This window comes from Bacillus sp. KNSH39 (assembly GCF_052656585.1).
Genome location: NZ_JBQXYO010000001.1, coordinates 1,679,077 through 1,701,265, shown reverse-complemented (window position 1 = coordinate 1,701,265; position 22,189 = coordinate 1,679,077). Strand labels below are relative to the sequence as shown.

Below are 22,189 nucleotides of genomic sequence, written 5' to 3'. Positions count from 1 at the left end.
AACGAATCTTTTGTAGCGTTTCCTATAATAGAATGTAGATGTTTAACATTTAAATATAGGAAGAAAAACAATTAAGCTTTTATTTTATTTAAAATGGATACTCTATTAGTAGTGAATAATAAATAATTTTGCTTTACTGTCTTAATTAAAATACGATCAGTTGTACCATATGCTGTTCCAATTCGGATTGCGCTTTTTTCTTCAACACCAGCATATGTATTATCTTCCGTTACCTCAGTGATTTCACATAATGGAATATGAATTTTAGAGAATTGCCATGAAATAATTAGTTCATCTTTTGTTTTTTCAACATGAATACCTAACATATTACCAGAACCTTTCTATAATAAAATTTCACTCATACTATTTTATTATACAAATTTATAAATTATATTTCTATTTTTTTACAGATAGTATACAATTAACAACGAGAAAAAGGTTCATAATTACTTTCATTCCCATTATAACGAATTCTACAATAGAAAACAGAACGTATATTTGGTATAATCGAAATATACTATATGAAACGATGTACATGAGTTTGAGATTTATGAAAAAAGGTAAGTAATACATAATAATACATACGCTATAGGATTCAGTTCATGTTATACAAATCAATCGTTAGAAAGGAAAAGAAGTATGAATCAAATTTCATTCGAAGATTTATTTGAAGAAGAAAAAGAAAAGGTGGAGGTAGCTGAGGTATGTAAGGTACCAGCCCCGTTATCACCATTACAAAAAGATATTTTAGAATTAATTGATTCTGAAGAAATAAGTGCGCTTGAGCTATGTGAACGATTAATACGATCTGGTAAAATACCCGATGAAAGATTCACTACGAATAAGCCTAAAGCATATGGACAAGTATGTTTACTATTAGAAGGTTTTGTTACAGAAGGAAAACTTATTTTTATCAAAGATGATGAGAAAAGAGATAGGGTATATAAATTGAAAGAAGAAGTTTGAGATGTATAGTGGGAGATGAATGATTGGTTTCCTTTAACTTGTAGCTCCGTTAGTCTAGTAATGTCCACTAAAAAGGTGTCAATCTCTCCTAGATTGACACCTTCATACTTTTAACATCTTACATACTTACGCTTAAAACCAAGTCTTCCTCTATCAAGTTCTTTCTGAATACTCTCTGTAGCATTTAACAAACTGCTTTTTTTCTTATCGCGTTTGATTTCAACTATACCAACTTCTTTTGCAGTCTCAACTGCCTTTTCGTGTAGTGGTACATATGAAATTGCCACGGTGTTTAGGAAATTATTCATAGCGGATTTTGTTCGTTCTGGAGAATGATGAATTGTATCTTTCACCATTTCAAGCATATCGGAAATTTTACTTTCGGAAAATTCATTGTCTTTGCGATTTCCTAATAGCCAACAGTAGCAACTCCAGCCGGCAGACATTTTAAGCTCGTCCCCACTTGCAATCCATTTATCAGCAACGTCTTGCGCAATATTTGACTCCGATAAAGTTACTGCCACTACATAATCAGATAGCATATAAAAATATGCCCCGTCTATCCAGCGATCAAAATCAGACTCACTCATAGCTTTTGGATCGGCAATAATACCTGCAAAGTACATAGCATCGTAGTTGCCTGTGGCATAAAGTTCTTCAGCTAATTCTTGATTTAATTTTATTTTTTTAGCGATTGGTTTCATGGCACCTGTAGCTACTCCGAATACTGGCTCATGCGCACCGTTAGATATGTATATTTTTTTCGTTCGTTCCTTACCTAGAGCTTCAAGTTCTTGCATAACTGTTTTAAGATCCATAGTTTTGCAACTTCCTTTCTTCATGTGAAAGCCTTTTTAAGCTTTTCGTATTTCATATGTTAATACTAATTGTATTCAAAAGGTATGTCTACTTTCTAAAAGTATCGAAACTTGGTTTGAATTGTAGATGAAATAAAGAGCTAATTAAAAGAATGGTATAATATAGAAAAAGTAAGTGATGAAAATTAAATAGGGGGAATTTAATTGGAAATAAAATTGAATCGATTATATAGAGAGATAGCGGAAACGGTTCATGCCATGATTCCAGAAGAATGGGAGAAATTTTATTTTTATGCACAAATATCAGAAGCTGGAGGGGGAACTTACTTTTTCTATAACAACTTCAGAAATAAAGAAAATTATAAGTATAGTGTAGAAATTCCTTTTAAATACGAAGTTGATGAAGAGGAGTTTGAAAGGAAAGAAGATTTTTTATATAAATTGAGTAAGGAATTAAGAAATGTTTTCAAAGATAATCAGCAAGAGCTTTGGTACTCCTTTACAATGTCTCTGGAACATAGTGGGGAATTTAACATGCATTTCGATTATACAAATTGGTTCGATACAGAATATAGTTTTAGTGATCAGATGATTATTTGGAAACATAAATACTTAGGTGAAGTACCAATTGATGAAAATGATAAAGCGCTAATTCATAAGTATGACAATGAATTTCCGAATAATCCTATTTGACTGAAAGGAAAGAAGAAATGGTTTTTATAAAAATCATGAATTTTAAAGCGTAAGTTGAATGAGAATATATATTCATAATGGAGGACGCTATTAATGGAAGTACACGGAATGGTTTCAATATGGTTCGGTAATATGCAAACGCAAGATCAGTTGGATACATATATAGATGTTACGTATGATGAAGAAGGAGACGCTATACCAGCAAGATTTTTTGTTGATTTTAATATTGATATGATTGATGTAGATGAAGATTTTATTGAAAAGGAAGTGTTAGAAGAAGCGAGTGATGACATTTCTATGTTATTAACGGGATGTTCATATGATGATAAAATACTTTCTCGAATTAAGGAAGTAGTTAAATTAAATAAATCCTATAATTCTATCGTTTTAATTTATAATTTTCAATATGACAATTCAGTAAGTAATTGTGAAGGTTTTAATTTTGTAACTGCTACAAGTTATCTATAGATACAAGAAAATTGCAGTAGAATAAAAAATACATTTGTATAGTTTTTCCAATGAATATTTGGTATGATGGTGAATGGGAAAAATATACAAGCAGTTAGTGGTTCATAAAAGGGGGATTGAATTGAAAAGAACGCCTGAATTTGTATTAGGTTTAATTGGTGGCATTTTGGGAATTATTATTTCTATAATATTAATAGTTGTAGCGTTTAATATTATGGAAGGTGTTGATTACGAACTTTTAGCTTATTACTCTATTATTTTAACGGTTCAAATAGGGTTGTTCATTTTATCGTGTTTAGTAAACAAGGTTAATAATAAAGTTTATGGAGTTTGTATGATTGTGATTCCTATAGTTATGTTATTTATGTCATTATTCTTTTTACTTATTCCGACAATTTTACAAATTATATCTGGTTCATTTGCATTTAGAACATTACAGTTAGAATCGAATGTAAGCTAAATGTAATTATAAACGTCTGAATATTCGGTTTTTTTAAACATTTTCGTTTGCAGTTCAAATTAACATAAAGTACAAAGTTGTACGCTTTAGGAGGAGAAATAGATGATTATTTGGTCTGGTTGGGGTTTTTTAGTCGCAATTATTGTAATTATTAATACTCTTTTGGGTAAGGCTATCTTTGGATCTATAACGGGGGACGCTACATATTTTCAAGACCATAGTTGGCCAATGGCGGTAATGTTTATTATATCAGGGGTTATGTCTTGGTATTTAGGTAAATATATTAATAAGCCAGATGGGAAAGTTTATATAGATGCCGAAACTGGTGAAAAAGTTATGTTTAACAAAAAGCACTCATTATTTTTTATAAAAATGGAATATTGGGGACCGATTCTAGGAGTTATTGCGATTGTAACTTTAATTACAAGATAAAAAAAGAGGATGGGTATAGCAAGAGTAATCCATTCAAGTAGAAGGAGAAATCAGTCATGAATGCAAAGAAACTACTAGGGGTAGCAGTTCCGGTCATGTTGTTATTTGGTTGTGGAGTTTCTGAGAAAACGAACACTTCTAAACAGGAGAAAACGGAAGAGTCTAAAGTAAAAGAATCGAAGTCTAATAGTAAGAAAGAAAAAGTTTCAAAGGAAGACTATCCTAATAAAGTGTATAAATTAGGGGTAGAGTTTGATAAGTTGTTTGCGGAGCATAACAATATTACAAGAGAGGTTTTTGACGGTAAGAAAAAGAAATCAGATATAGTAGATAGTGTGAAAGAATTAAATAAAGTGTTAGATAAATTTGAGTCGATAGATCCCCCTGCAGAGTATGTAAATCAACAAAAGGATTTTGAAAAAGCAATTGGTTATTTTAGAGAGTCTTTTTCTTTAATAAATGAAGTATTCACCCGAAAAGAAAAAAGAGAAAAAGGCGATAAGACTGATAAAGAGTTAATGGAGAAATCCGAAAAGTTAGTGAAAGAAGGAGATATTTACTGGCTTAAGGCATTCAAAGATCTTGAAGGGGATATTAAAATCGGTGACGGTACAGTATCTGTGAAAGATTTGAAAGAGTTAGATAAGAAAGCTGGAATTAATACAGATAACGTTATGAAGAATGTGAAAGATGGTACGGAATTAATCGGTAATTGGGGATTCCAAGGAACAGACGGTTTTAATATGTCACTCATTTTAAAAGGTGATAAGACATTTGAAACGTATGGTAAAGGTGAGTATCCAAATAAAAAGAATTATATTGAAGGAACTTGGGAATATGATAAGGAAGCTTTTACAATCTATTTACATCTCAATAAACGTTTAGTAGACGGTGTAGAAGATACAATTCAAAAAAAGAAAATAGCATATAAAGTTCAAGATTATGATGGGGAAAACTTGCAATTATTTAATGAGACGTCATTTCATACAATTAAGTATGTGAAGCAAAGTTAAAGTTATGGAGGACTAGGTTTAAATGGCCTGGTCCTTCATTAAAGAGTGGATATGTAAATAATATGTTATCTTTCGTTCTGTTTACTTAGTATCATGTTATTCTTTAATAGAAGTAATAAATGGAGTTTTACATTAAATATATGAGGTTGGTTACAAATGATAAAGAAATTTACTAGATTCGTATTAATAGTGGTTATCCCAATCAGTCTTATTACAGGTTGTGGGGCTGCTGAAAAAACTGAAGCACAAAAGCCGAAAGCAGTACAAACGGAGAAAAAGGACTATATGGATTACTCATATGGTAGCAAAGGTATATTAGTAAGTGGCAAAGCGAAAGAACGGCAACAATACGAGATTGGATATATGGATGATAATAAATTAATTGGGATTGATGAAAATATTGAAGACTGCATTATTTTAGATAATAAAGATGAAGCAGGTCTCATTTGGAAACAAATAGAGCGAGGATCTATTATTGAAGTGCAATACGGTAAGGATCGCAATGATATCGTAGGCGTGCAATTCGTAGGAGATCGTGAGTCATATGAAATTAGTGATAAGTTTGATCGGAATACGATAAATGAGATTGTTGAAAACGTTAAAGGGAATTTGGAATAGATGTATTTCGATAGTATAGGATCTCTTATTATGAAATTGTATGCCAGTTATTTGTCTAAGTCTAAATTGATTATTTTGACGGTATTTGTAATTAGTTGTAAAATAATGTTTGTTGATGAATTTTATAAAAAGTATGTTAGATGAAATTCATCTGTAGGGATGACATATAAATATTTTCTTAGTGGGTATAAAATATGATAATTTAAATATATGAATAAAAAGAAAATGCATTAAAAGTACATAGTAGATTCATATTTTAAAAAATTAATGTGACAATAAAGGGAGGTTGAGATACATACACGGCGGGAATGTGTATGTATCTATTATAATAATGAATAAGACAATCAAACAACAAGTAATCGCACTATCAACAAGTCTAGTGATTTTAGGGAGCGTACCTTTATCAGCATCAGCAGAAGAGATCAACAAATCTCAAACTGATCAACTTAATATTGCCCAAGGAGAACACGGAACGAGCGGATTAAATTATTCTAATTTCAAGTTGGAAGTTCCTGATCATGTACAAATTAACGAAGCAGAAGTATCTGAAAATGAAAAAATGCTTTTAGAAGAATATAAGCATAAACATGATGAAACAGAAGAATTAAACAAAATGCAAGATGCTAAGAAGGGACAAGTAGCAGAAAAGGAAGCTATTTCAAACATTGAAAAGGCATTTGAATCTGTAGATGGTCGAAATGATGGATCTGATCGTCAAATGAAACCTGTTGCAAAGCCAAGAGGTATTCAATATAGTGCACAGAGTACGAAGAAATATGGAACACTTGCAGGAGTTCCATTTGTGGAGTGGATTGTTCCAGCAGGAAATCCTGATATTCGTCCTGCGAATCCGATGAAAGCACGTTACATTACAATCCATGAGACCGCAAATACAGCCGCTGGTGCTAATGCTGAAAATCATGCGAAATATTTATACAAGCAAGCAACTGAAGGCACTTTCCGAACAGCTTCATGGCATTTTACTGTAGATGATAAACAAATTTATCAACACTTACCAACAAACGAAAATGGTTGGCATGCAGGAGATGGAGATGGTTCAGGAAACAGGGAGTCTATCGGTATCGAGATTGCGGTTAACCAAGACGGTGATTACAATAAAGCGTTAGAAAATGCAAAACGACTTGCAGGTTATTTAATGAACAAAGAAGGAATTGGTGCAGATCATATATACAAGCATCAACAATGGAGTGGGAAAAAATGTCCTGACATTTTAATTTCACGAGGTAATTGGGCTGGTTTCGTACAAGGAATTCAGTGGTATGCAAATATAAATGCGCAGATTGATACGCCTTTACAAGATAAAAATGACTCATTTAATCCAAATGAAAATAATCCAGCTGAACCTAGCATGGAACTAGTGGTAAATGGTAGTGGCATCAATGTACGTAGTGATGCGGGCATTGAACATCGTGTTGTACGTAAAGCTTCAAACGGAGATCGTTACAAAGTATTAGCGGTTAAAAATGGTTGGTATAAAGTAGGTAATGGAGAATGGATTTTCTATGACCCAAGTTGGATTAAAATTAACTACAATGTACCAAAGGAAGAAGTACAAAAGCCTAAGGAAGAAGTACAAAAACCAAAAGATGATATTACAGGTGGATGGTTTGAAGGGCATATTCGTAAATTAAACAGTCTAGGTATTATGCAAGGCGAAGGCAATGGTGTATTTGCTCCATATCGAAATGTAACGAGAGCGGAGTTTGCGAAATTAATCTCGAATGCTCTTAAACTACCAGAGGGAAATAAGTCATTTGTAGATATCAATGAGGCACATCCATCACTTCATGACGGTATTAAACGTTGTGCAAGTGCAGGAATTATTAATGGTCGTGGTGAAGGGATTTTTGATCCTAACTCACCAATTACTCGTGAAGAAGTATCTATTATGATTGACAAAGCATTACGATATAAAGGAATTACAGGTGAGTTAGTAGCATTACCATTTACAGATAAGCATTTAATAACATACAAAGAATCGGTTCAACGATTATACAGCTTAAAGGTAGTTAATGGTATTGGAAATAATGAGTTTGATCCTCGAGGCACAGCAACTCGTGGTCAGGCGGCTGCCTTTATTGTGAAGATGTTAGATTCAATGCAAAAATAAAAGGAAACTTTAATCAGTGAGGGCCACTCGCACTTACATCAAGCAGTTTATTCACCAAATTTTGAAATGAGAGTTTTACTGCCCGCAAATAGCAGAAGAAATTGTATGTAGAAGCTAACATTGGTAGAAGTAAAAAATAAGAAGAATTTGAAAGGAGCTATCCAAAATAATAATTTGGAATAGCTCCTATTTAGTAGGAAGAACAATTGTATTTGATAGATTGTAATGTAGAATGCCCTTCCAAGCCCCTCATAAGCCCCTACCAAGTAATAAATCACTAAGAAAAAACAAAAACAAAAGCAAAAACAAAAACAACTACAAGAACAAAACAAGCGCGAAAAAATGAAACCGGTGTTGTAGTAGTAAAAAAATTGTAATTCGAATGCCAAAACCATTCCTGCATTCCTATCTTTATAATGAAGGATTAAAATTTTCCTATTTACTAGCAAAGAGTGGAGGGAAACATATGGCGGTATACCGTAATGTGCAGGTGAACTTTTGGCAAGATGAATTCATATTAGATTTAACGCCAGAGGAGCGTTATTTTTACATATATTTGTTAACTGGTACGAAAACGAAGCAATGTGGTATTTATATATTACCGAAGCGTGTGGCAGAGCTTGAAACCGGTTATAGTATGGAGACTGTTGAGAAGTTGCTAAACAGGTTTGTTGAGTATGGAAAGATTCTATATGATACGGAAACGAAAGAGGTATTCATAATAAATTGGTTACACTATAACCCTATTTCAAATACGAATGTGGAGAAGTGCGTATTACGTGAGTTAAAGACTGTAAAAAGTAATGAGTTCATACATATATTTTTACGTAAATGCCTTGAAAAAGAATACAAGATTCCATTAGTACTGCAGCATTTTGGTATGCCAAAAGAAGAGGATAATAGTAGTTCACAAGTAGTTATTGAAGAGAAAGAAGAAGCGGAAGAGGTGGAAACCATAGAAGAGGACGTTCCAAATAGTGAAGTTTATAAGTTTTATGAACAAAATATTAGTAATTTATCCCCATATATTGTGAAGGAATTGAAGAATTGGATACAAAGACTTTCTGGAGAGAAAGTGTTAGAGGCACTTAAAATTGCGTTTGAAAATAATAAGAAAACGTTAGCTTATGTGAAGGGGATTTTGAGGAATTGGTGTAGCAAAAAGTTAAAGGATTTTAGTGGGGAGAAGTCTGTAATGGGAAGTTTAGAGAGAAGGAAATGTATGTTGAGTAGTGTATTTTAATTTACATTAATTTAATATAGAATGTACGTTCGTTTTTGTTGGTTTTATGCTATACTACCATTAAATAAGGGTATTTTTATAATAGATAAAAAGATGCGGGGGGTACAAAGTTTGACTACTAGTACATCTGAGTTGTTTCAATATATTAATATGACAGAAGAACAGAAACAATTATCACAACGATATTTACAGACAAAAGAAGAAGAGATTTTAAAAAATATTCAACTAACGACAATTCGTGATCAAAAAAGAAGTGATTTTGCGGAGAGATTTATAAACGATTTTAGGAAAGTGCATAAACAAGATCCGGATTTTTTTCGATTATTTTACCATATACTCGAGGAGCAATTATTAAATGTTCTTGTAGTCCGTTTTGCGCATGTCAGTTTTTCTAAAATGAAGATTTATTTAGAAAAAAGTGCACTTCCTTTGGACAAACTTGTAGCAATCGCATGTAAATATTTATCCAGTATTTCAAGTTATGTAAATGAAGCAGATGTTTTTCTTAGAGAGTTAACAAAAGAGAGTCCGAACTATATAGAGGGACAATTACATACTTTACCAACTAATCAACAATTAACATTACTTCTCATAATGTTTGATGTAGATTATGAAAAGTTTCGTACATATAGTTCTTTATTGAATGAAAGGTTAGAAGAACATACAGAATTTATATTAAAACTGCTAGGGGAAAAGGAAAAGGTTGAAGCAGTTAAACGGTATTTAAAAGGTGAAGATGATAGTGAAGTATTTATAGGTGGGAATTTACCGGAACATATTTGGCGGCTATTATTTTGTGTTCATAAATATTCGGATGTTGCGAGGCGATATATTGAAATATTGGCGAAGAAAAATGTTTGGGGTTTTATAAACTATGCAACACGTTATATGTGTCACACTCTCGGTCAGTCTCAAAACTACAAAAAAACTGGTAGTGTAAATAGAGAAACATATGAAGAAATTCAAAGTTTTTGTACACAGTTTTGGATTTCTAAGGAAAGATTTTTTGCGCATCGTCTAAGGCAACATGATTTAAATAGTGAGGATTTTTGTAAGACGTATGAATATGAATTGCTATGCTTTATGTTGGAGGAAGATCCTGAATGTATTCAACATACTTTGCAATATGTAAGTAAAATGAATTATCTCATCATCGCACGAACGTTAGCTGAAAAAGGATATGAGCTAAATAGAGGGAAAATGCGAGAAGAATTTTTTGTTGCTGCTTTGCAAATAAAATTGTCTACAGTGCGGGATACATATCGTGATTATTTACAAGGGAAATTGTCACTTGAGGATATGAAGCAAATACTTAAAAATCCGAAATATAGGAGTATGTATTGGGGTATGCCGGTGTTAGAGGTTGCGCTTCTTTGGGATATAGATGATGTAGCGAAGAGGGAAGCTGTACTTACACTACAGTTTGGAGATGATGATAGTGTTAATTTATACGAACTTCTTTACGAATGTTCTGTCAGAGGAGTAGAACCGAAACAAGTATTAGAAGATCTGCTTTCGTATGGGTTAAGTAAGGAAAAGCTTATCGCTTATGCAGTTGAAGAAGCTGCATGCTACAGTGAAGAGAGAAATAAGGCGAAGGAAGCGCTTGTTTGTGTAATTGTAAAAGAACAAGCGTACATCATTGAAAGATTTGATGAGTATTCTGCTGTGGCAAAAGCATATATTTTAGAAGAGTTAGCAAAGGATAACATGATTAAAATGCGTCCAATTTTAATTAAAAGCTTAGGAGATTCATCTAAAAAAATGCGTGAGTCTGTAGTTAAACTGCTTTCAAAAGATGTGGAAGCTGCAGCAGATGTAGCAGTTGAACTTCATAATAAAAAGAAGATTGTTCGTGAAAATGTGATGAAAATACTAATAGAGTATAAGCTTGAAAAATATACGAAAATTGTACAGGAAGCTTTGCAAGAAAGTAAAAATGAATCTTTCGCAGGAAAATTCTCATTTTTATTCCAAACGGAGGAAGAAAAAATAGAAGAACTATGTGCACGTATTTTAACTGAACAAATAAGAAATTCACTTCTGCAATTGATTGGGGATGAGCCACAAATCCGTTTACGTGACTCTGATGAAATTGCTGATGCTGCAATTCCGTTAGCCTATTTACAACAGTATATTTCAGATGCTGTTATTGAGAAGAAAGGAACGGCAGAAGTAATTGGTAGAGCTTTAAATGAAGAGGACTTAAAAGAATGTGTGCAAACAATATATCAAATATGGATTTCTCAAGACGCAGATGTAAAGAAGCGTGGAATTCTTTCGTTATACGGAATGTATAGTGACGACAAAATGGTCGACATACTTATAAAGCAAATTGATGAATGGGTGCTTCAAATGAGAGGAAAGATAGCAGCGGATGCCGTTCGTGCTTTAGGTTTGTCTTCATCTAAGCTTGCACTTATGTCTATTCATGCAATAGCATTTAAATATAAACATAAGCAAGTACGTAATGCAGCAAAAGAAGCGCTAAGTCTTGCTGCGAAAACACGTGGTATAACAGAGGAAGAGCTGGAAGATCAATTGGTGCCGGACCTCGGCTTTACTATACAGGGTGAAAAGATAATTGATTTCGGGAATCGAAGTTTTACTGCCATTTTAACTACAGAGTCAAAAATTGAATTAGAGACAGAAGAAGGAAAACGTATGAAGTCACTTCCAAAGCCGAATGCAAAAGATGATGTAGAAAAGGCTGAAGAGGCTAAAAAAGAATTAGCCTCTTTAAAGAAGGAACTCCGAACTACTCTTTCAATGCAAAAACAACGATTAGAAGCGGCACTTTCGTTAAAGCGTTATTGGTCACATAATGCATGGAAATCTGTATTTATGGATAATCCAATTATGAAGCAATTTTCTATTTCACTCATTTGGGGTGAGTATAAGGAAGGGAAGTTGCTGAAGGCATTCCGTTATGCAGAAGGTGGCGTGTTCTGTACAATTGACGGGAAGAGTTATGAACTTTCATCTGGCACTGTTATTGGTTTCGTTCATCCGTTAGAATTGTCTGGGGCGGAGAAGGAATTATGGAAAGAGCAATTAGAAAGTGCGGGAATTGTTCAGCCGTTCCTACAAATTGAGCGTCCAGTGTTTGTAGTAGAAAAGAATGATGAGAGTGCTATTGAGAGATTTGGCGGTATTTTACTAAATGGTCGTTCGTTATTCGGTAAGATGACGAAGCTTGGATGGATCCGTGGGTCTGTTCAAGATGGCGGTGTATATTATACATTTTACAAAGAAGATACTCGTACCGGATTAGGCGTGCAATTGTCATTTAGCGGAGCTCCGATTGGTTATGAAGATGAAGAAGATGTATGTGTATTTGACATTCAATTTTATAAAGCAGGTACAGTGAAGCGTGGTTCATATGAATACGATGAGATTGATGATGAAAGACGCATTGTACCAAAAGAAGTAGATAAACGCTTCTTTAGTGAAATGTTATATGATGTCCAAGTAGCGACAGATTCAAATCTTGGGCATAATGAAAGTTGGCGTAGCGAACGATAAGAAAAACCCCCTTCATTGGTAGGAAAATGAAGGGGGTTTTTCAATGTCTTTAAAAGGTTCTTTCTCAAAAAGAAGCGAATAGTGTGAGAAAGGGGTGGTTATATGGAAGTCGTTATAAAGAAGAAACGAAAAAGGGGAAAAAGAATTTTTATTTGGGCTAGTAGTATCGTTCTTTTGTTAGTTATTTCCGCTGCGATTTTTTTGAACATATATACGCTGAAATCTATGCCAAAGATAGATGGAACGATAAAGCTAGAGGATTTACAACACGCTGTTACGGTGAAGCGGGATAGTAAAGGTGTCCCGCATATTAAATCGGAAAATGCACATGATTTATATTTTTCACAAGGATATGTACAAGCGCAAGATCGTTTGTTTCAAATGGACTTAAGTAGAAGACAAGCGTCTGGTATGTTAAGTGAAGTTGTTGGGGAAGCAGCTGTTGACCGAGATAAATTGTTTCGAACACTCGGTTTACGGCGAGCGGCCGAAGCTTCAGTTAGTCAATATAATGGAGAAGCGAAATATGCCCTGCAGTCATTTGCTGATGGGGTGAACGCTTTTATACGTGAGGCGAAAAAGGAAAAGAAATTACCAGTTGAGTTTACTATATTAGGTTATGAACCTGCTGAGTGGTCAATTGTTGATACTTTAACGATTGGGAAGTATATGGCGTTTGACTTAGGAGGACATTGGCACGGACAGGCATTTCGATATTGGGCGCTGAAAAATCTTCCGAAAGAGCAAGCGAATGAGCTATTTCCTGCATATCCGAAAGATGCTCCTAGATTGCTAGCTGAACTGAAAAATACAAATGTGGACGTAGCACAAAGTTTTTCAAAAACGATAATTCCGCCGGAGTTTAACGGTAGTAATAACTGGGTTGTGAGCGGTGAGAAGAGTGCGTCAGGTAAGCCAATTTTAGCAGATGATCCTCATTTATCTCTTGCGACGCCTTCTATTTGGTATCAAACGAGACTTGAAATGAAAGGTTTAAATGTGAGTGGCGTTATTTTCGCTGGAGTACCAGGTGTTATATTAGGACACAATGACAAAATAGCGTGGGGTGTTACGAATACAGGGCCTGATGTGCAAGATTTATATATTGAGAAGAGAAATCCTAATAATGAAAATGAATTTCTGTATAACGATAAATGGGAGAAAGCTACCGTTGTAGACGAGTCTATTAAAGTAAAAGGCGGGAAGACAATTCCTTATAACGTTACGATTACGAGGCATGGACCAGTAATTTCAGAGTTTGCGGATAAGGGGAAGGAGAAAACGAAAACAGTATTCTCTTTAAAGTGGACAGCTTTAGAACCGTCAGCTGAGTTAAAAGCTGTATTAAATATGAACAAAGCAAAAGACTGGAATGAGTTTGAAACCGCTCTTCAAGATTTTCATACACCAACCCAAAACTTTGTGTTTGCATCAAACGATGGCACAATTGCTTATAAAGCGAATGGAAACATACCAGTGCGTAAAAAAGGTGATGGTAGCTTACCTGTTCCAGGATGGACAGATGAATATGAATGGGAAGGGTATATCCCGTTTGATCAACTTCCAAAAGTAATTAATCCAAAACAAGGGTTTATTTCAACTGCGAATAATAAAATTGTTGATGATGATTATCCGTATCATATTAGCAATACGTGGGCGCAGCCATATAGGCAAATGCGTATTCAAGAATTTTTGCAAGAGAAGGAAAAGTATACGGTGAAAGATTTAGAAGAGTTACAGATGGATCAAAAGAATTTATATGGGAAAGAGTTTACTCCTATATTTTTAAAAGAGTTAAATAAAGCATCTTTAAATGAGGTAGAGAAAGAAGGCGTAGACCAATTAACAAAGTGGAATTTTTACGATAGTAAAGATGAAGCGGCACCATTAATATTCCATTTGTTAATGAAAGAGATTTCAAATACGTTATTTTCAAAAGAAATACCGAAAGATGTAATGGAGTTATTTGAAGGGAAGTCACAAGTTGTTGATGAATTGATTCGAAAAGAAGTAGCGGGAGAAAATAGCGTTTGGTTTACGAAGTACGGAGGTTTCACAAAAGTTGTGCATACATCGTACGAGAATGTAATGAAGAAATTGCAGAAGGAATATGGACCCGATATTGGAGAGTGGAAGTGGGGCGATTACCATCAACTCGCTTTTACACATCCAATCTCAAAATCGTCTAGTATGTTAGCATTACTCGCTTTTAATCGTGAGAAACCAGTTCCGATTGGTGGGAGCCAAGTTACCGTGCAAGCAGCGAGTTACGGCGAAAACGGCATTGTAAATCACGGGGCGTCTTGGAGATTCATTATTGATACGAAAGATATGTCAAACGGTTATCATATCGTAGGGCCAGGACAGTCGGGCCATTTTAGAAGCGATTGGTATCATGATCAAATAGATGATTGGGTAAATGGCACGTATCATACGACTACATTGAATACGGAGGGGATAGAGGGGAAGGTGCTAAATTTAGAACCGAAGTGATAGGGTGTTTTTGTTTGTGGAGGGAACTAGTAATACTCTTTTTGATAATGAAAGCTTATCATTTAGAACATAACCCAGTTCTTAAATAATTTTAACAGCCAGCCTACTATCATTTAATTTGATAGTAGGCTGTTTCCATCTTCGAAATACGCTGTAGCAACTTCTTCAGGATTACGATTATTTCCACATGCTGTAAGTGCTGTAACTAATAAAGTCATTACAACTATTAACATGATCATTCCAGTTTTGAGGGGAATTAGTTAACAAAGACTAGGTATTATTTGCAACAGAACTGTTCCTCTATCCCCCTTGTTTCATCATTTTTCTAGGCCAGCCAACTTGACAAATGTTTTTTTATCAAACTACAATGAAAATCATTATCAATAATATAGGGAGGATACTTTGGTCAATAAATGAAAAACAATATATTTATAGGTTAATAACCAGATCTTGTTAAGTTGTATGTACTATTTTTGGTTTAGCGTTTCCCAGAATGTACACCAATTAATCTCGCGAATTACAAGAAAACTATTATTGAAATGAGGCGTGTATTGTGAAGTTAGACGTGAATGAGTTAGCAGAGTATCTTGCCAATACTCCTTTCCGAGTAGAAGGAGTATATCGTTATGCTAAAAATCCAGGTGTGCCTTTTGCTGAGTCTACAGATTCTTTCCCAGGATTTGTATTTCCAATTACAGGGAAGACGCAATTTCAATTTAATGGTACGCCGTATACTCTTTCCCCAGGAAAAGTTATACATGGGGGTGCAAAAATGACATTAGCCCATAAAATGCTTGGTGAAATAAACTGGGAATATATTCTTGTTTTATATCGGATAAGCAATTCAGAACGAGAAGACTCTGGATTTACTCATCAGCATTTTGAATTATTAACAGGACAATCTCCTCGTCTTGTCGAATTACTTATGCGTCTTTGGGATGTATATAATCAGCGTGGAGGCATTTCGATGTTTCAGACCGAAATGCTGTTTCGCGAAGCGTTGAATGAAGCTTTATTAAGTGTTTTCAATAGAGAAAGCAATTATGAGTCGCATACTTTATTCGAACGAATATCTAGTTACGTTCGTAAATACTATTATAAAGATATTACAATTCATACACTTACAGAACAAAATAATGTTAATCGAAATCGTCTTTCTTACGTGTTTAGAAAGCATGCAGGTATGGGGGCAGCAGAATATTTATTGAACTATCGTATAAAGATGGCTCAAAAAATGTTATGTACAAGTGATGTGCCTGTACAACAAATTGCGCAGGCTGTTGGAATCGCAGACCCTTTTTATTTTAGTAGAGTTTTCAAGAAGCGAGTTGGCATTTCGCCTACTAAATATCGCGAGAAGTTCATCAATAATCCATACTAATGTCAACAGGGGTCCATTCTTATTTGAAAATCACTGTTCTATACTTATGGAGAGTTAAAGGAAACATTGGATTGAAAGTACTTTCATTGAAATCACTCCTTTGTACTATCTGAATGAAAAGTTCTGGCCGGAGCATTTTCTTTTTAAGCGTAATAACGACTTTTTTACTTATATTACTGTAATATAGTGGAATTTGAAAGTGAGGAGGGATTATTATCCATTACCAACCTATTAAACTAAATGACGAGTTATCTAAAATTAACGATTATTGGTATCCACAAGTGATTGGTGAAATGAATGACGATCAAATTCAGCTTTTTAAAGCTAATGGAGATTTTATATGGCATGAGCATCCTAATACAGATAAGCTATTTATTGTGCTTGAAGGGGAGATGTTCATCGATTTTCGTGATGGACAGGTGAAAATTTCTAAAGGCGAGATGTTTATTGTCCCGAGAGGCGTTGAGCATAAACCTTTCACTGAAAAGGAATCCCATATCATGTTGGTAGAGCCTAAAAGGGAAATGGATTGATAATTGTAAAAAGATAAAAAAGGAGCGGAAATCCGTTCCTTTTTTATTTATCTTACTATTTTTAGGAGCTTAGTATGAGTAAGATGTGAATAAAGGATGAATAGCATTTTTATCAATAAAAATTTATTGGATTTTTTGTGGAATATATATGAAACGTTGTATAAAATAATCAAGAAAGCCAAAAATTATAGGGGGAAAGTTGTGAAGAAAAATAAGAGTTTAATAAGTTTTTTAGGAGTGTTTCTTATGTTGTTTTCTTTTTGTTTTCAAGGAAATGTACAGGCAGATGTAAATACTGTTCAATCTGGAAAAATCAAATCAGGAAACGTAACAGTATGGGAAGTTGGAAATGTAGCGAAAGTGTTAGCTGATGTAGAGCGTTTAAATTTAAATACAGTAAATGTACCGATTCAAGTAGATATCCCAAATGTGACTTCTACGAACATGGTAATTAATCAAGCGCAAAAGCAACAAGCTATTATTTTAATTCAAGAATTATTAAAGCGTAATATTCAAGTTATAGTGGAACCGTTCCCGTATATTCAGCAGGGGAATGTTGGAGAGACAGAATGGAACCCAAGTAACATTAATGATTTCTTCTGGAATTGGAAGACGGTTATTCTGCAAGATATTTTTAATTCCATTACAAGTAAATACAATGTGTATGGACTAAAGATTGCTTCTAATTTCGTGAATATGGAGTATGCAGAAGGATACTGGAGCGATACAATTGATTTTGTTCGTAATCAGTATAAAGGAAATGTTTTGTATCAAATGAACTGGTGGTTAACAGCAAGCTGGGACCCTTCTTATGAAGCGAAGTTTAATGAGAAAATCAATCGCCCGTATTTAAAAAAGGTGGATATTGTTAGCATAGACAGTTGGTTTGAAGTTTCAGGAAAAAGAAATCCAACATATGAAGAAGTGAAGCAAAGTTTATTTGCGACAACAGTATATAATCGTGGGCAAAATGTTGTTCAGCAATTGGAACAATTACATAATGCAACAGGAAAGCCAGTTTACTTCGGTGGATTTAACGTTCCAGCACGTGAACTTGGATTACAAAATCCATGGAATCCAGATGTTTCAAATGTGTTTTCGAAGGATGTGCAATTAAATGGATGGCGTGCTTACCGCGATGTATTAGAACCGAAACCATATTTTAAAGGTTTTTCAATTTGGTTTATTGGCTCTAATGATAGTACACATGCGTATCAAATACATAGTAAAGAAGCAGAGGCAGTTATTAACGGGTGGTACAGAAAATAAATTTTATAAAATAGGTAAGTTTTAAAGTTTACTACATATATTTCTAGTGAAAGGCCTTTCACCATCTTATCACCTAGGGGGCAATCATAATGAAATTTTTGTCTTACCTTACAGTAATTTTGGTGATTCTTGGCGGTTTGAATTGGTTATTTGTAGCGTTAGATTACAATGTAGTTGAGAAATGGTTTGGTTCTATGCCGGCGCTTGTGGACACTATTTATTGGCTCATTGGTCTCTCTGCTATTTATCAAATTTTTGATCGGTTCTTTACGAACGATTAGCTATTATTCTTTCATTATTAGAGTGTTAAGTACGATTATGTACTTAACACTTTTTTATATGTCCATAAAAAAGTCTGCACTTGCAAGCGATTCCATCGCGTCTTGCGCCCTAATAATAGAAAACAAATTGACCACATATTATATTTTAGGTTATAATTCAGAAAGTTTAAAAAATAATCCGATGAGAAATAGGGAGGTTATGAGGGTAATGGAGAGAGTCTATAATTTTTCAGCAGGACCATCAATACTCCCTTTGCCAGTTTTAGAGAAAGTGCAAAAGGAGCTATTAAATTATAACGGGACAGGCATGTCTATTATGGAAATGAGTCATCGATCTTCTTATTTTCAAAGTATTATAGAGGAAGCGAGTAACTTACTTCGTGAATTAATGAGCATCCCTGATGAGTATGAAGTTTTATTTTTACAAGGCGGTGCGTCATTACAATTCTCTATGATACCGTTGAACTTAATGAATACGTATAAAAAAGCTGGATACGTACTAACTGGCTCATGGTCTAAAAAGGCATTGCAAGAAGCCGAAAAAGTTGGGGAAGTACAAGTGATTGCTTCTTCCGAGCAAGAGAAGTTTACTAAGATTCCTAAACTGGACGGTTTATTAAGTGATGAAAAACTAGATTATGTACATATTACAACGAATAATACAATTGAGGGGACAAAATATGTGGACATTCCACATGTAGAAAAAGTGCCGCTCGTTGCGGATATGTCCTCAAATATTTTATCAGAGCGATATGATGTTTCGAAGTTTGGTCTTATATATGCGGGGGCGCAAAAGAATTTAGGACCTGCGGGCTTAACGATTGCTATTATAAAAAGAGATTTAATTGGGGAAGCAGATCGCTCTTGTCCGACAATGTTAAATTATGAAACTTACAGTAAAAATAACTCCTTATATAATACACCGCCGTCCTTTAGTATTTACGTAACGAAACTTGTACTAGAGTGGTTGAAAGAGCAAGGCGGAGTATCTGCGATTGAAGAACAAAATAGAATGAAATCTTCACTTCTTTATAATTTCTTAGATGAATCAAAATTGTTTACTTCACCAGTTGATCCTACGTATCGATCACTTATGAACATTCCGTTTACAACACCGTCAGAAGAGCTGAACAGTGAGTTTTTACAAAAAGCGAAAGAACGAGGACTTGTTACGTTAAAAGGGCATCGATCAGTCGGTGGTATGCGCGCTAGTATTTACAATGCGATGCCAGTACAAGGCGTACAGCAATTAGTAAATTATATGAAGGAATTTGAGCTTGAGAATAGATAGGGAGATGGGGATATGTTTCGTGTTCAAACGTTAAATCAAATTGCAGAAAAAGGTTTGCAAGTTTTTACTGAAGAACGTTATGAAGTAGGAGATAGAATCAATCATCCAGATGGAATTTTGCTTCGTAGCTACTCTTTACATCAAGAAGAGTTTTCAAAAGACTTAAAGGCGATTGCAAGAGCTGGCGCTGGTGTAAATAATATTCCTGTCGAGCGATGTACAGAAAAAGGAATTGTAGTATTTAACACGCCGGGGGCAAATGCAAACGCTGTAAAGGAACTCATTATTGCCAGTCTTATTATGTCTTCACGTAACATTATTAATGGTGTAAGTTGGACGAAAAACTTAGAGGGTGAAGAAGTACCACAGCTTGTTGAATCAGGAAAAAAACAATTTGTTGGATCAGAAATTGCAGGGAAACGTCTAGGTGTTATCGGACTTGGCGCAATCGGTGCTTTAGTTGCGAACGATGCGTTAGCGTTAGGGATGGATGTTATCGGATATGACCCTTACATTTCAGTTGAAACAGCTTGGCGTCTTTCTACACATGTGCAAAGAGCATTTAGCCTTGATGAAATTTTTGCAACATGTGATTATATTACATTGCATATTCCTCTTACGAATCAAACGAAGGGGATTATTGGGGAACACGCTGTAGAGAAGATGAAAAGAGGGATGCGTCTATTTAATTTCTCTAGAGGAGAACTTGTAGATGAAAAGGTTCTTCAAAAAGCATTAGAAGAAGATATTATTACACATTACGTAACGGACTTCCCGAATGAAAATGTAATAAAGATGAAAAATGTAACAGCGACGCCTCACCTTGGTGCATCTACGTCTGAATCAGAAGAAAATTGTGCAGTAATGGCAGCACGTCAATTACGTGAATATTTAGAGACAGGAAATATACGTAATTCAGTCAACTATCCAAATGTTGAGCTGCCGTATATCGGAAAGAAACGCATTACAATTATGCATCAAAACGTCCCGAATATGGTAGGGCAAATTACAGGATGCTTAGCGGAACATCATATTAATATTGCCGATATGATTAATCGTAGTAAACATTCTTGGGCATACACAATGATTGATATCGATAACGGAATTGATGATATAATAAAAGAGAATATTGTAGAAAATATAAGCAAAATTACAGGTGTTGTAGCCGTTCGAATGATTGTGTAAAGGAGAGAGGAATGTGGCAAAAATACGACCGTTTCGGGCCATTCGTCCAGTAGAGGAAAAAGCGGCACAAGTGGCAGCTTTACCGTATGACGTATTAAATAGTGAAGAGGCAAGGGAAGTTGTAAAAGGGAATCCATATTCTTTCTTGCATGTTGATAAAGCAGAAATTGATTTAGATCCTGAACTGTCACCGTATGATGATCGCGTGTATGAAAAAGCGGGAGACAATTTAAAGCAATTTATACGAGAAGAAGTGTTCATACAAGATGAAGAGCCAGCGCTATATATTTATGAACTGACGATGCAAGGAAGAACGCAGTCAGGCCTTGTCGTTTGTACATCTATTGATGAGTATGAAGATGATACAATTAAAAAACATGAAAGAACACGTCATGAAAAAGAGCTAGATCGTATTCGCCACGTAGATGTGTGTGACGCCAATACAGGCCCAATCTTTTTAACGTACCGTACAAAAGATGAAGTAAAGCATTTAATTAGAAGCTGGAAAGAAGAACATGCGCCAATTTATACATTTACAGCAGAAGACGGTGTTAAGCATGTTGCGTGGAAGATTGCAGATGAAGATGTAATTACGACTTTAGTAAACGCATTTGAAGAAATTCCTAATCTTTATATTGCAGATGGGCATCACCGTTCTGCATCAGCTGCAAAAGTAGGACTTATGCGAAGAGAACAATATCCAAATTACACAGGAGAAGAGGAATTTAATTTCTTCTTATCGGTTCTATTCCCTCATGATGAATTATCGATTTGGGACTATAACCGAGTTGTGAAAGATTTAAATGGCTTATCAGAGGAACAGTTTTTAAATCAAATTACGCAGTACTTTTATGTAGAAGAAGCAACTGTTTCTCCGTATAAACCAAATGAGCCCAAATCATTTGGTATGTATGTAAATGAGAAGTGGTATAAGCTCACAGTGAAAGAGGAAACGTTTGATGCGAATGATCTTGTTAGAGGTTTAGATGTATCTATCCTGCAAGATCATTTATTAAGCCAAGTGCTTGAAATACATGATCCCCGTTCTGATTCACGTATCGATTTTGTCGGAGGAATCCGCGGATTAGAAGAACTAGAACGCCTTGTGAACAGCGGCGAATACAAAGCAGCATTCGCATTATATCCGACATCTATGGAAGATTTATTAGCAATCGCAGATGCCGGTGAAGTCATGCCGCCAAAATCAACGTGGTTTGAACCGAAACTTCGTAGTGGGTTGTTTGTTCATTCTTTAAAATAAATAGACTTCTTTAGTTAGAAAAACCGAAATGATTTTTAGTTTCGGTTTTTCTTATTTTGGCTCAGTAAACGTTTAATGTTGATTTTAATGTTAAGATTGAAATATGTAACAACAGGTCGCTACAAAAA

General features: G+C 34.7%; 20 protein-coding genes. 18 read left to right on the top strand and 2 right to left on the bottom strand.

Going from position 1 to position 22,189, the window contains the following annotated elements:
- Positions 1-71: 71 nt before the first annotated feature.
- Entirely contained in the window at positions 72-326 is a 255-nt protein-coding gene (locus ACUL40_RS08480) for a SunI/YnzG family protein (protein ID WP_000900619.1), read from the bottom strand.
- Between the two features lie 313 nt (positions 327-639).
- Here ACUL40_RS08480 and ACUL40_RS08475 point away from each other — a divergent pair, with 313 nt between their 5' ends.
- The gene (locus ACUL40_RS08475; protein ID WP_001071909.1) at positions 640-966 is read left to right on the top strand and encodes a DUF3895 domain-containing protein; all 327 of its coding nucleotides are present in this window, start codon (positions 640-642) and stop codon (positions 964-966) included.
- Between the two features lie 110 nt (positions 967-1,076).
- Here the strand turns inward: ACUL40_RS08475 and ACUL40_RS08470 are convergent, their stop codons facing one another.
- Entirely contained in the window at positions 1,077-1,784 is a 708-nt protein-coding gene (locus ACUL40_RS08470) for a DNA alkylation repair protein (RefSeq protein WP_000364669.1), read from the bottom strand.
- 204 nt (positions 1,785-1,988) lie between these two features.
- Between ACUL40_RS08470 and ACUL40_RS08465 the strand changes: the two genes are divergently transcribed.
- From ACUL40_RS08465 to ACUL40_RS08385, 17 genes are all read left to right on the top strand, one after another.
- Positions 1,989-2,477 carry an antitoxin YezG family protein gene (locus ACUL40_RS08465; RefSeq protein ID WP_074047351.1) on the top strand — a complete coding sequence of 163 codons (489 nt, stop codon included), beginning with the start codon at positions 1,989-1,991 and terminating at the stop codon, positions 2,475-2,477.
- A 93-nt stretch (positions 2,478-2,570) separates the two neighbouring features.
- Positions 2,571-2,945 (top strand): immunity 22 family protein, encoded by a 375-nt coding sequence (locus tag ACUL40_RS08460; RefSeq protein WP_000451789.1) that lies wholly within the window; start codon positions 2,571-2,573, stop codon positions 2,943-2,945.
- Between the two features lie 121 nt (positions 2,946-3,066).
- Positions 3,067-3,405, top strand: coding sequence for a DUF4064 domain-containing protein (locus tag ACUL40_RS08455; protein ID WP_000831725.1), 339 nt, complete (start codon positions 3,067-3,069; stop codon positions 3,403-3,405).
- A gap of 102 nt (positions 3,406-3,507) precedes the next feature.
- Entirely contained in the window at positions 3,508-3,837 is a 330-nt protein-coding gene (locus tag ACUL40_RS08450) for a hypothetical protein (protein ID WP_000587853.1), read from the top strand.
- A 56-nt stretch (positions 3,838-3,893) separates the two neighbouring features.
- Entirely contained in the window at positions 3,894-4,850 is a 957-nt protein-coding gene (locus ACUL40_RS08445) for a DUF3994 domain-containing protein (protein WP_000992203.1), read from the top strand.
- Between the two features lie 156 nt (positions 4,851-5,006).
- A complete protein-coding gene (locus ACUL40_RS08440; protein ID WP_074047352.1) occupies positions 5,007-5,468 on the top strand; it encodes a hypothetical protein in 462 nt (153 codons plus the stop codon).
- Between the two features lie 331 nt (positions 5,469-5,799).
- Positions 5,800-7,599: an S-layer homology domain-containing protein gene (locus ACUL40_RS08435; protein ID WP_002026061.1), complete on the top strand. Its 1,800-nt coding sequence runs from the start codon at positions 5,800-5,802 to the stop codon at positions 7,597-7,599.
- A gap of 466 nt (positions 7,600-8,065) precedes the next feature.
- Positions 8,066-8,842, top strand: coding sequence for a DnaD domain-containing protein (locus ACUL40_RS08430; protein ID WP_074047353.1), 777 nt, complete (start codon positions 8,066-8,068; stop codon positions 8,840-8,842).
- 111 nt (positions 8,843-8,953) lie between these two features.
- Positions 8,954-12,367 (top strand): DUF4132 domain-containing protein, encoded by a 3,414-nt coding sequence (locus ACUL40_RS08425; protein WP_074047354.1) that lies wholly within the window; start codon positions 8,954-8,956, stop codon positions 12,365-12,367.
- A 102-nt stretch (positions 12,368-12,469) separates the two neighbouring features.
- Positions 12,470-14,860 carry a penicillin acylase family protein gene (locus tag ACUL40_RS08420; protein ID WP_074047355.1) on the top strand — a complete coding sequence of 797 codons (2,391 nt, stop codon included), beginning with the start codon at positions 12,470-12,472 and terminating at the stop codon, positions 14,858-14,860.
- A 553-nt stretch (positions 14,861-15,413) separates the two neighbouring features.
- Positions 15,414-16,241 (top strand): helix-turn-helix transcriptional regulator, encoded by an 828-nt coding sequence (locus ACUL40_RS08415; protein ID WP_000762815.1) that lies wholly within the window; start codon positions 15,414-15,416, stop codon positions 16,239-16,241.
- Positions 16,242-16,534: 293 nt separating this feature from the next.
- The gene (locus tag ACUL40_RS08410) at positions 16,535-16,774 is read left to right on the top strand and encodes a cupin domain-containing protein (protein ID WP_000997182.1); all 240 of its coding nucleotides are present in this window, start codon (positions 16,535-16,537) and stop codon (positions 16,772-16,774) included.
- A 201-nt stretch (positions 16,775-16,975) separates the two neighbouring features.
- The gene (locus ACUL40_RS08405) at positions 16,976-18,043 is read left to right on the top strand and encodes a glycoside hydrolase family 113 (protein ID WP_139245344.1); all 1,068 of its coding nucleotides are present in this window, start codon (positions 16,976-16,978) and stop codon (positions 18,041-18,043) included.
- An 89-nt stretch (positions 18,044-18,132) separates the two neighbouring features.
- On the top strand, positions 18,133-18,324 hold the full coding sequence (locus tag ACUL40_RS08400) for a DUF378 domain-containing protein (protein WP_000670804.1): 192 nt from the start codon (positions 18,133-18,135) through the stop codon (positions 18,322-18,324).
- A gap of 208 nt (positions 18,325-18,532) precedes the next feature.
- Positions 18,533-19,615, top strand: coding sequence for a 3-phosphoserine/phosphohydroxythreonine transaminase (gene serC / locus ACUL40_RS08395; protein WP_016124867.1), 1,083 nt, complete (start codon positions 18,533-18,535; stop codon positions 19,613-19,615).
- 12 nt (positions 19,616-19,627) lie between these two features.
- Positions 19,628-20,800, top strand: a complete 1,173-nt coding sequence (locus ACUL40_RS08390; protein WP_000490228.1) for a 3-phosphoglycerate dehydrogenase family protein — start codon at positions 19,628-19,630, stop codon at positions 20,798-20,800.
- Between the two features lie 13 nt (positions 20,801-20,813).
- On the top strand, positions 20,814-22,061 hold the full coding sequence (locus ACUL40_RS08385; RefSeq protein ID WP_065212260.1) for a DUF1015 domain-containing protein: 1,248 nt from the start codon (positions 20,814-20,816) through the stop codon (positions 22,059-22,061).
- The last annotated feature ends 128 nt before the right edge of the window (positions 22,062-22,189 follow it).

What these genes read in the sequence shown, in the direction of transcription:
- ACUL40_RS08435 (WP_002026061.1), top strand. Translation starts at nt 5,800, where the DNA reads ATGAATAAGACAATCAAACAACAAGTAATCGCACTATCAACAAGTCTA.
- ACUL40_RS08400 (WP_000670804.1), top strand. Translation starts at nt 18,133, where the DNA reads ATGAAATTTTTGTCTTACCTTACAGTAATTTTGGTGATTCTTGGCGGT.
- ACUL40_RS08445 (WP_000992203.1), top strand. Translation starts at nt 3,894, where the DNA reads ATGAATGCAAAGAAACTACTAGGGGTAGCAGTTCCGGTCATGTTGTTA.
- ACUL40_RS08480 (WP_000900619.1), bottom strand. Translation starts at nt 326, where the DNA reads ATGTTAGGTATTCATGTTGAAAAAACAAAAGATGAACTAATTATTTCA.
- ACUL40_RS08475 (WP_001071909.1), top strand. Translation starts at nt 640, where the DNA reads ATGAATCAAATTTCATTCGAAGATTTATTTGAAGAAGAAAAAGAAAAG.
- ACUL40_RS08430 (WP_074047353.1), top strand. Translation starts at nt 8,066, where the DNA reads ATGGCGGTATACCGTAATGTGCAGGTGAACTTTTGGCAAGATGAATTC.
- ACUL40_RS08390 (WP_000490228.1), top strand. Translation starts at nt 19,628, where the DNA reads ATGTTTCGTGTTCAAACGTTAAATCAAATTGCAGAAAAAGGTTTGCAA.
- ACUL40_RS08440 (WP_074047352.1), top strand. Translation starts at nt 5,007, where the DNA reads ATGATAAAGAAATTTACTAGATTCGTATTAATAGTGGTTATCCCAATC.
- ACUL40_RS08420 (WP_074047355.1), top strand. Translation starts at nt 12,470, where the DNA reads ATGGAAGTCGTTATAAAGAAGAAACGAAAAAGGGGAAAAAGAATTTTT.
- serC (WP_016124867.1), top strand. Translation starts at nt 18,533, where the DNA reads ATGGAGAGAGTCTATAATTTTTCAGCAGGACCATCAATACTCCCTTTG.
- ACUL40_RS08450 (WP_000587853.1), top strand. Translation starts at nt 3,508, where the DNA reads ATGATTATTTGGTCTGGTTGGGGTTTTTTAGTCGCAATTATTGTAATT.
- ACUL40_RS08470 (WP_000364669.1), bottom strand. Translation starts at nt 1,784, where the DNA reads ATGGATCTTAAAACAGTTATGCAAGAACTTGAAGCTCTAGGTAAGGAA.
- ACUL40_RS08460 (WP_000451789.1), top strand. Translation starts at nt 2,571, where the DNA reads ATGGAAGTACACGGAATGGTTTCAATATGGTTCGGTAATATGCAAACG.
- ACUL40_RS08410 (WP_000997182.1), top strand. Translation starts at nt 16,535, where the DNA reads ATGAATGACGATCAAATTCAGCTTTTTAAAGCTAATGGAGATTTTATA.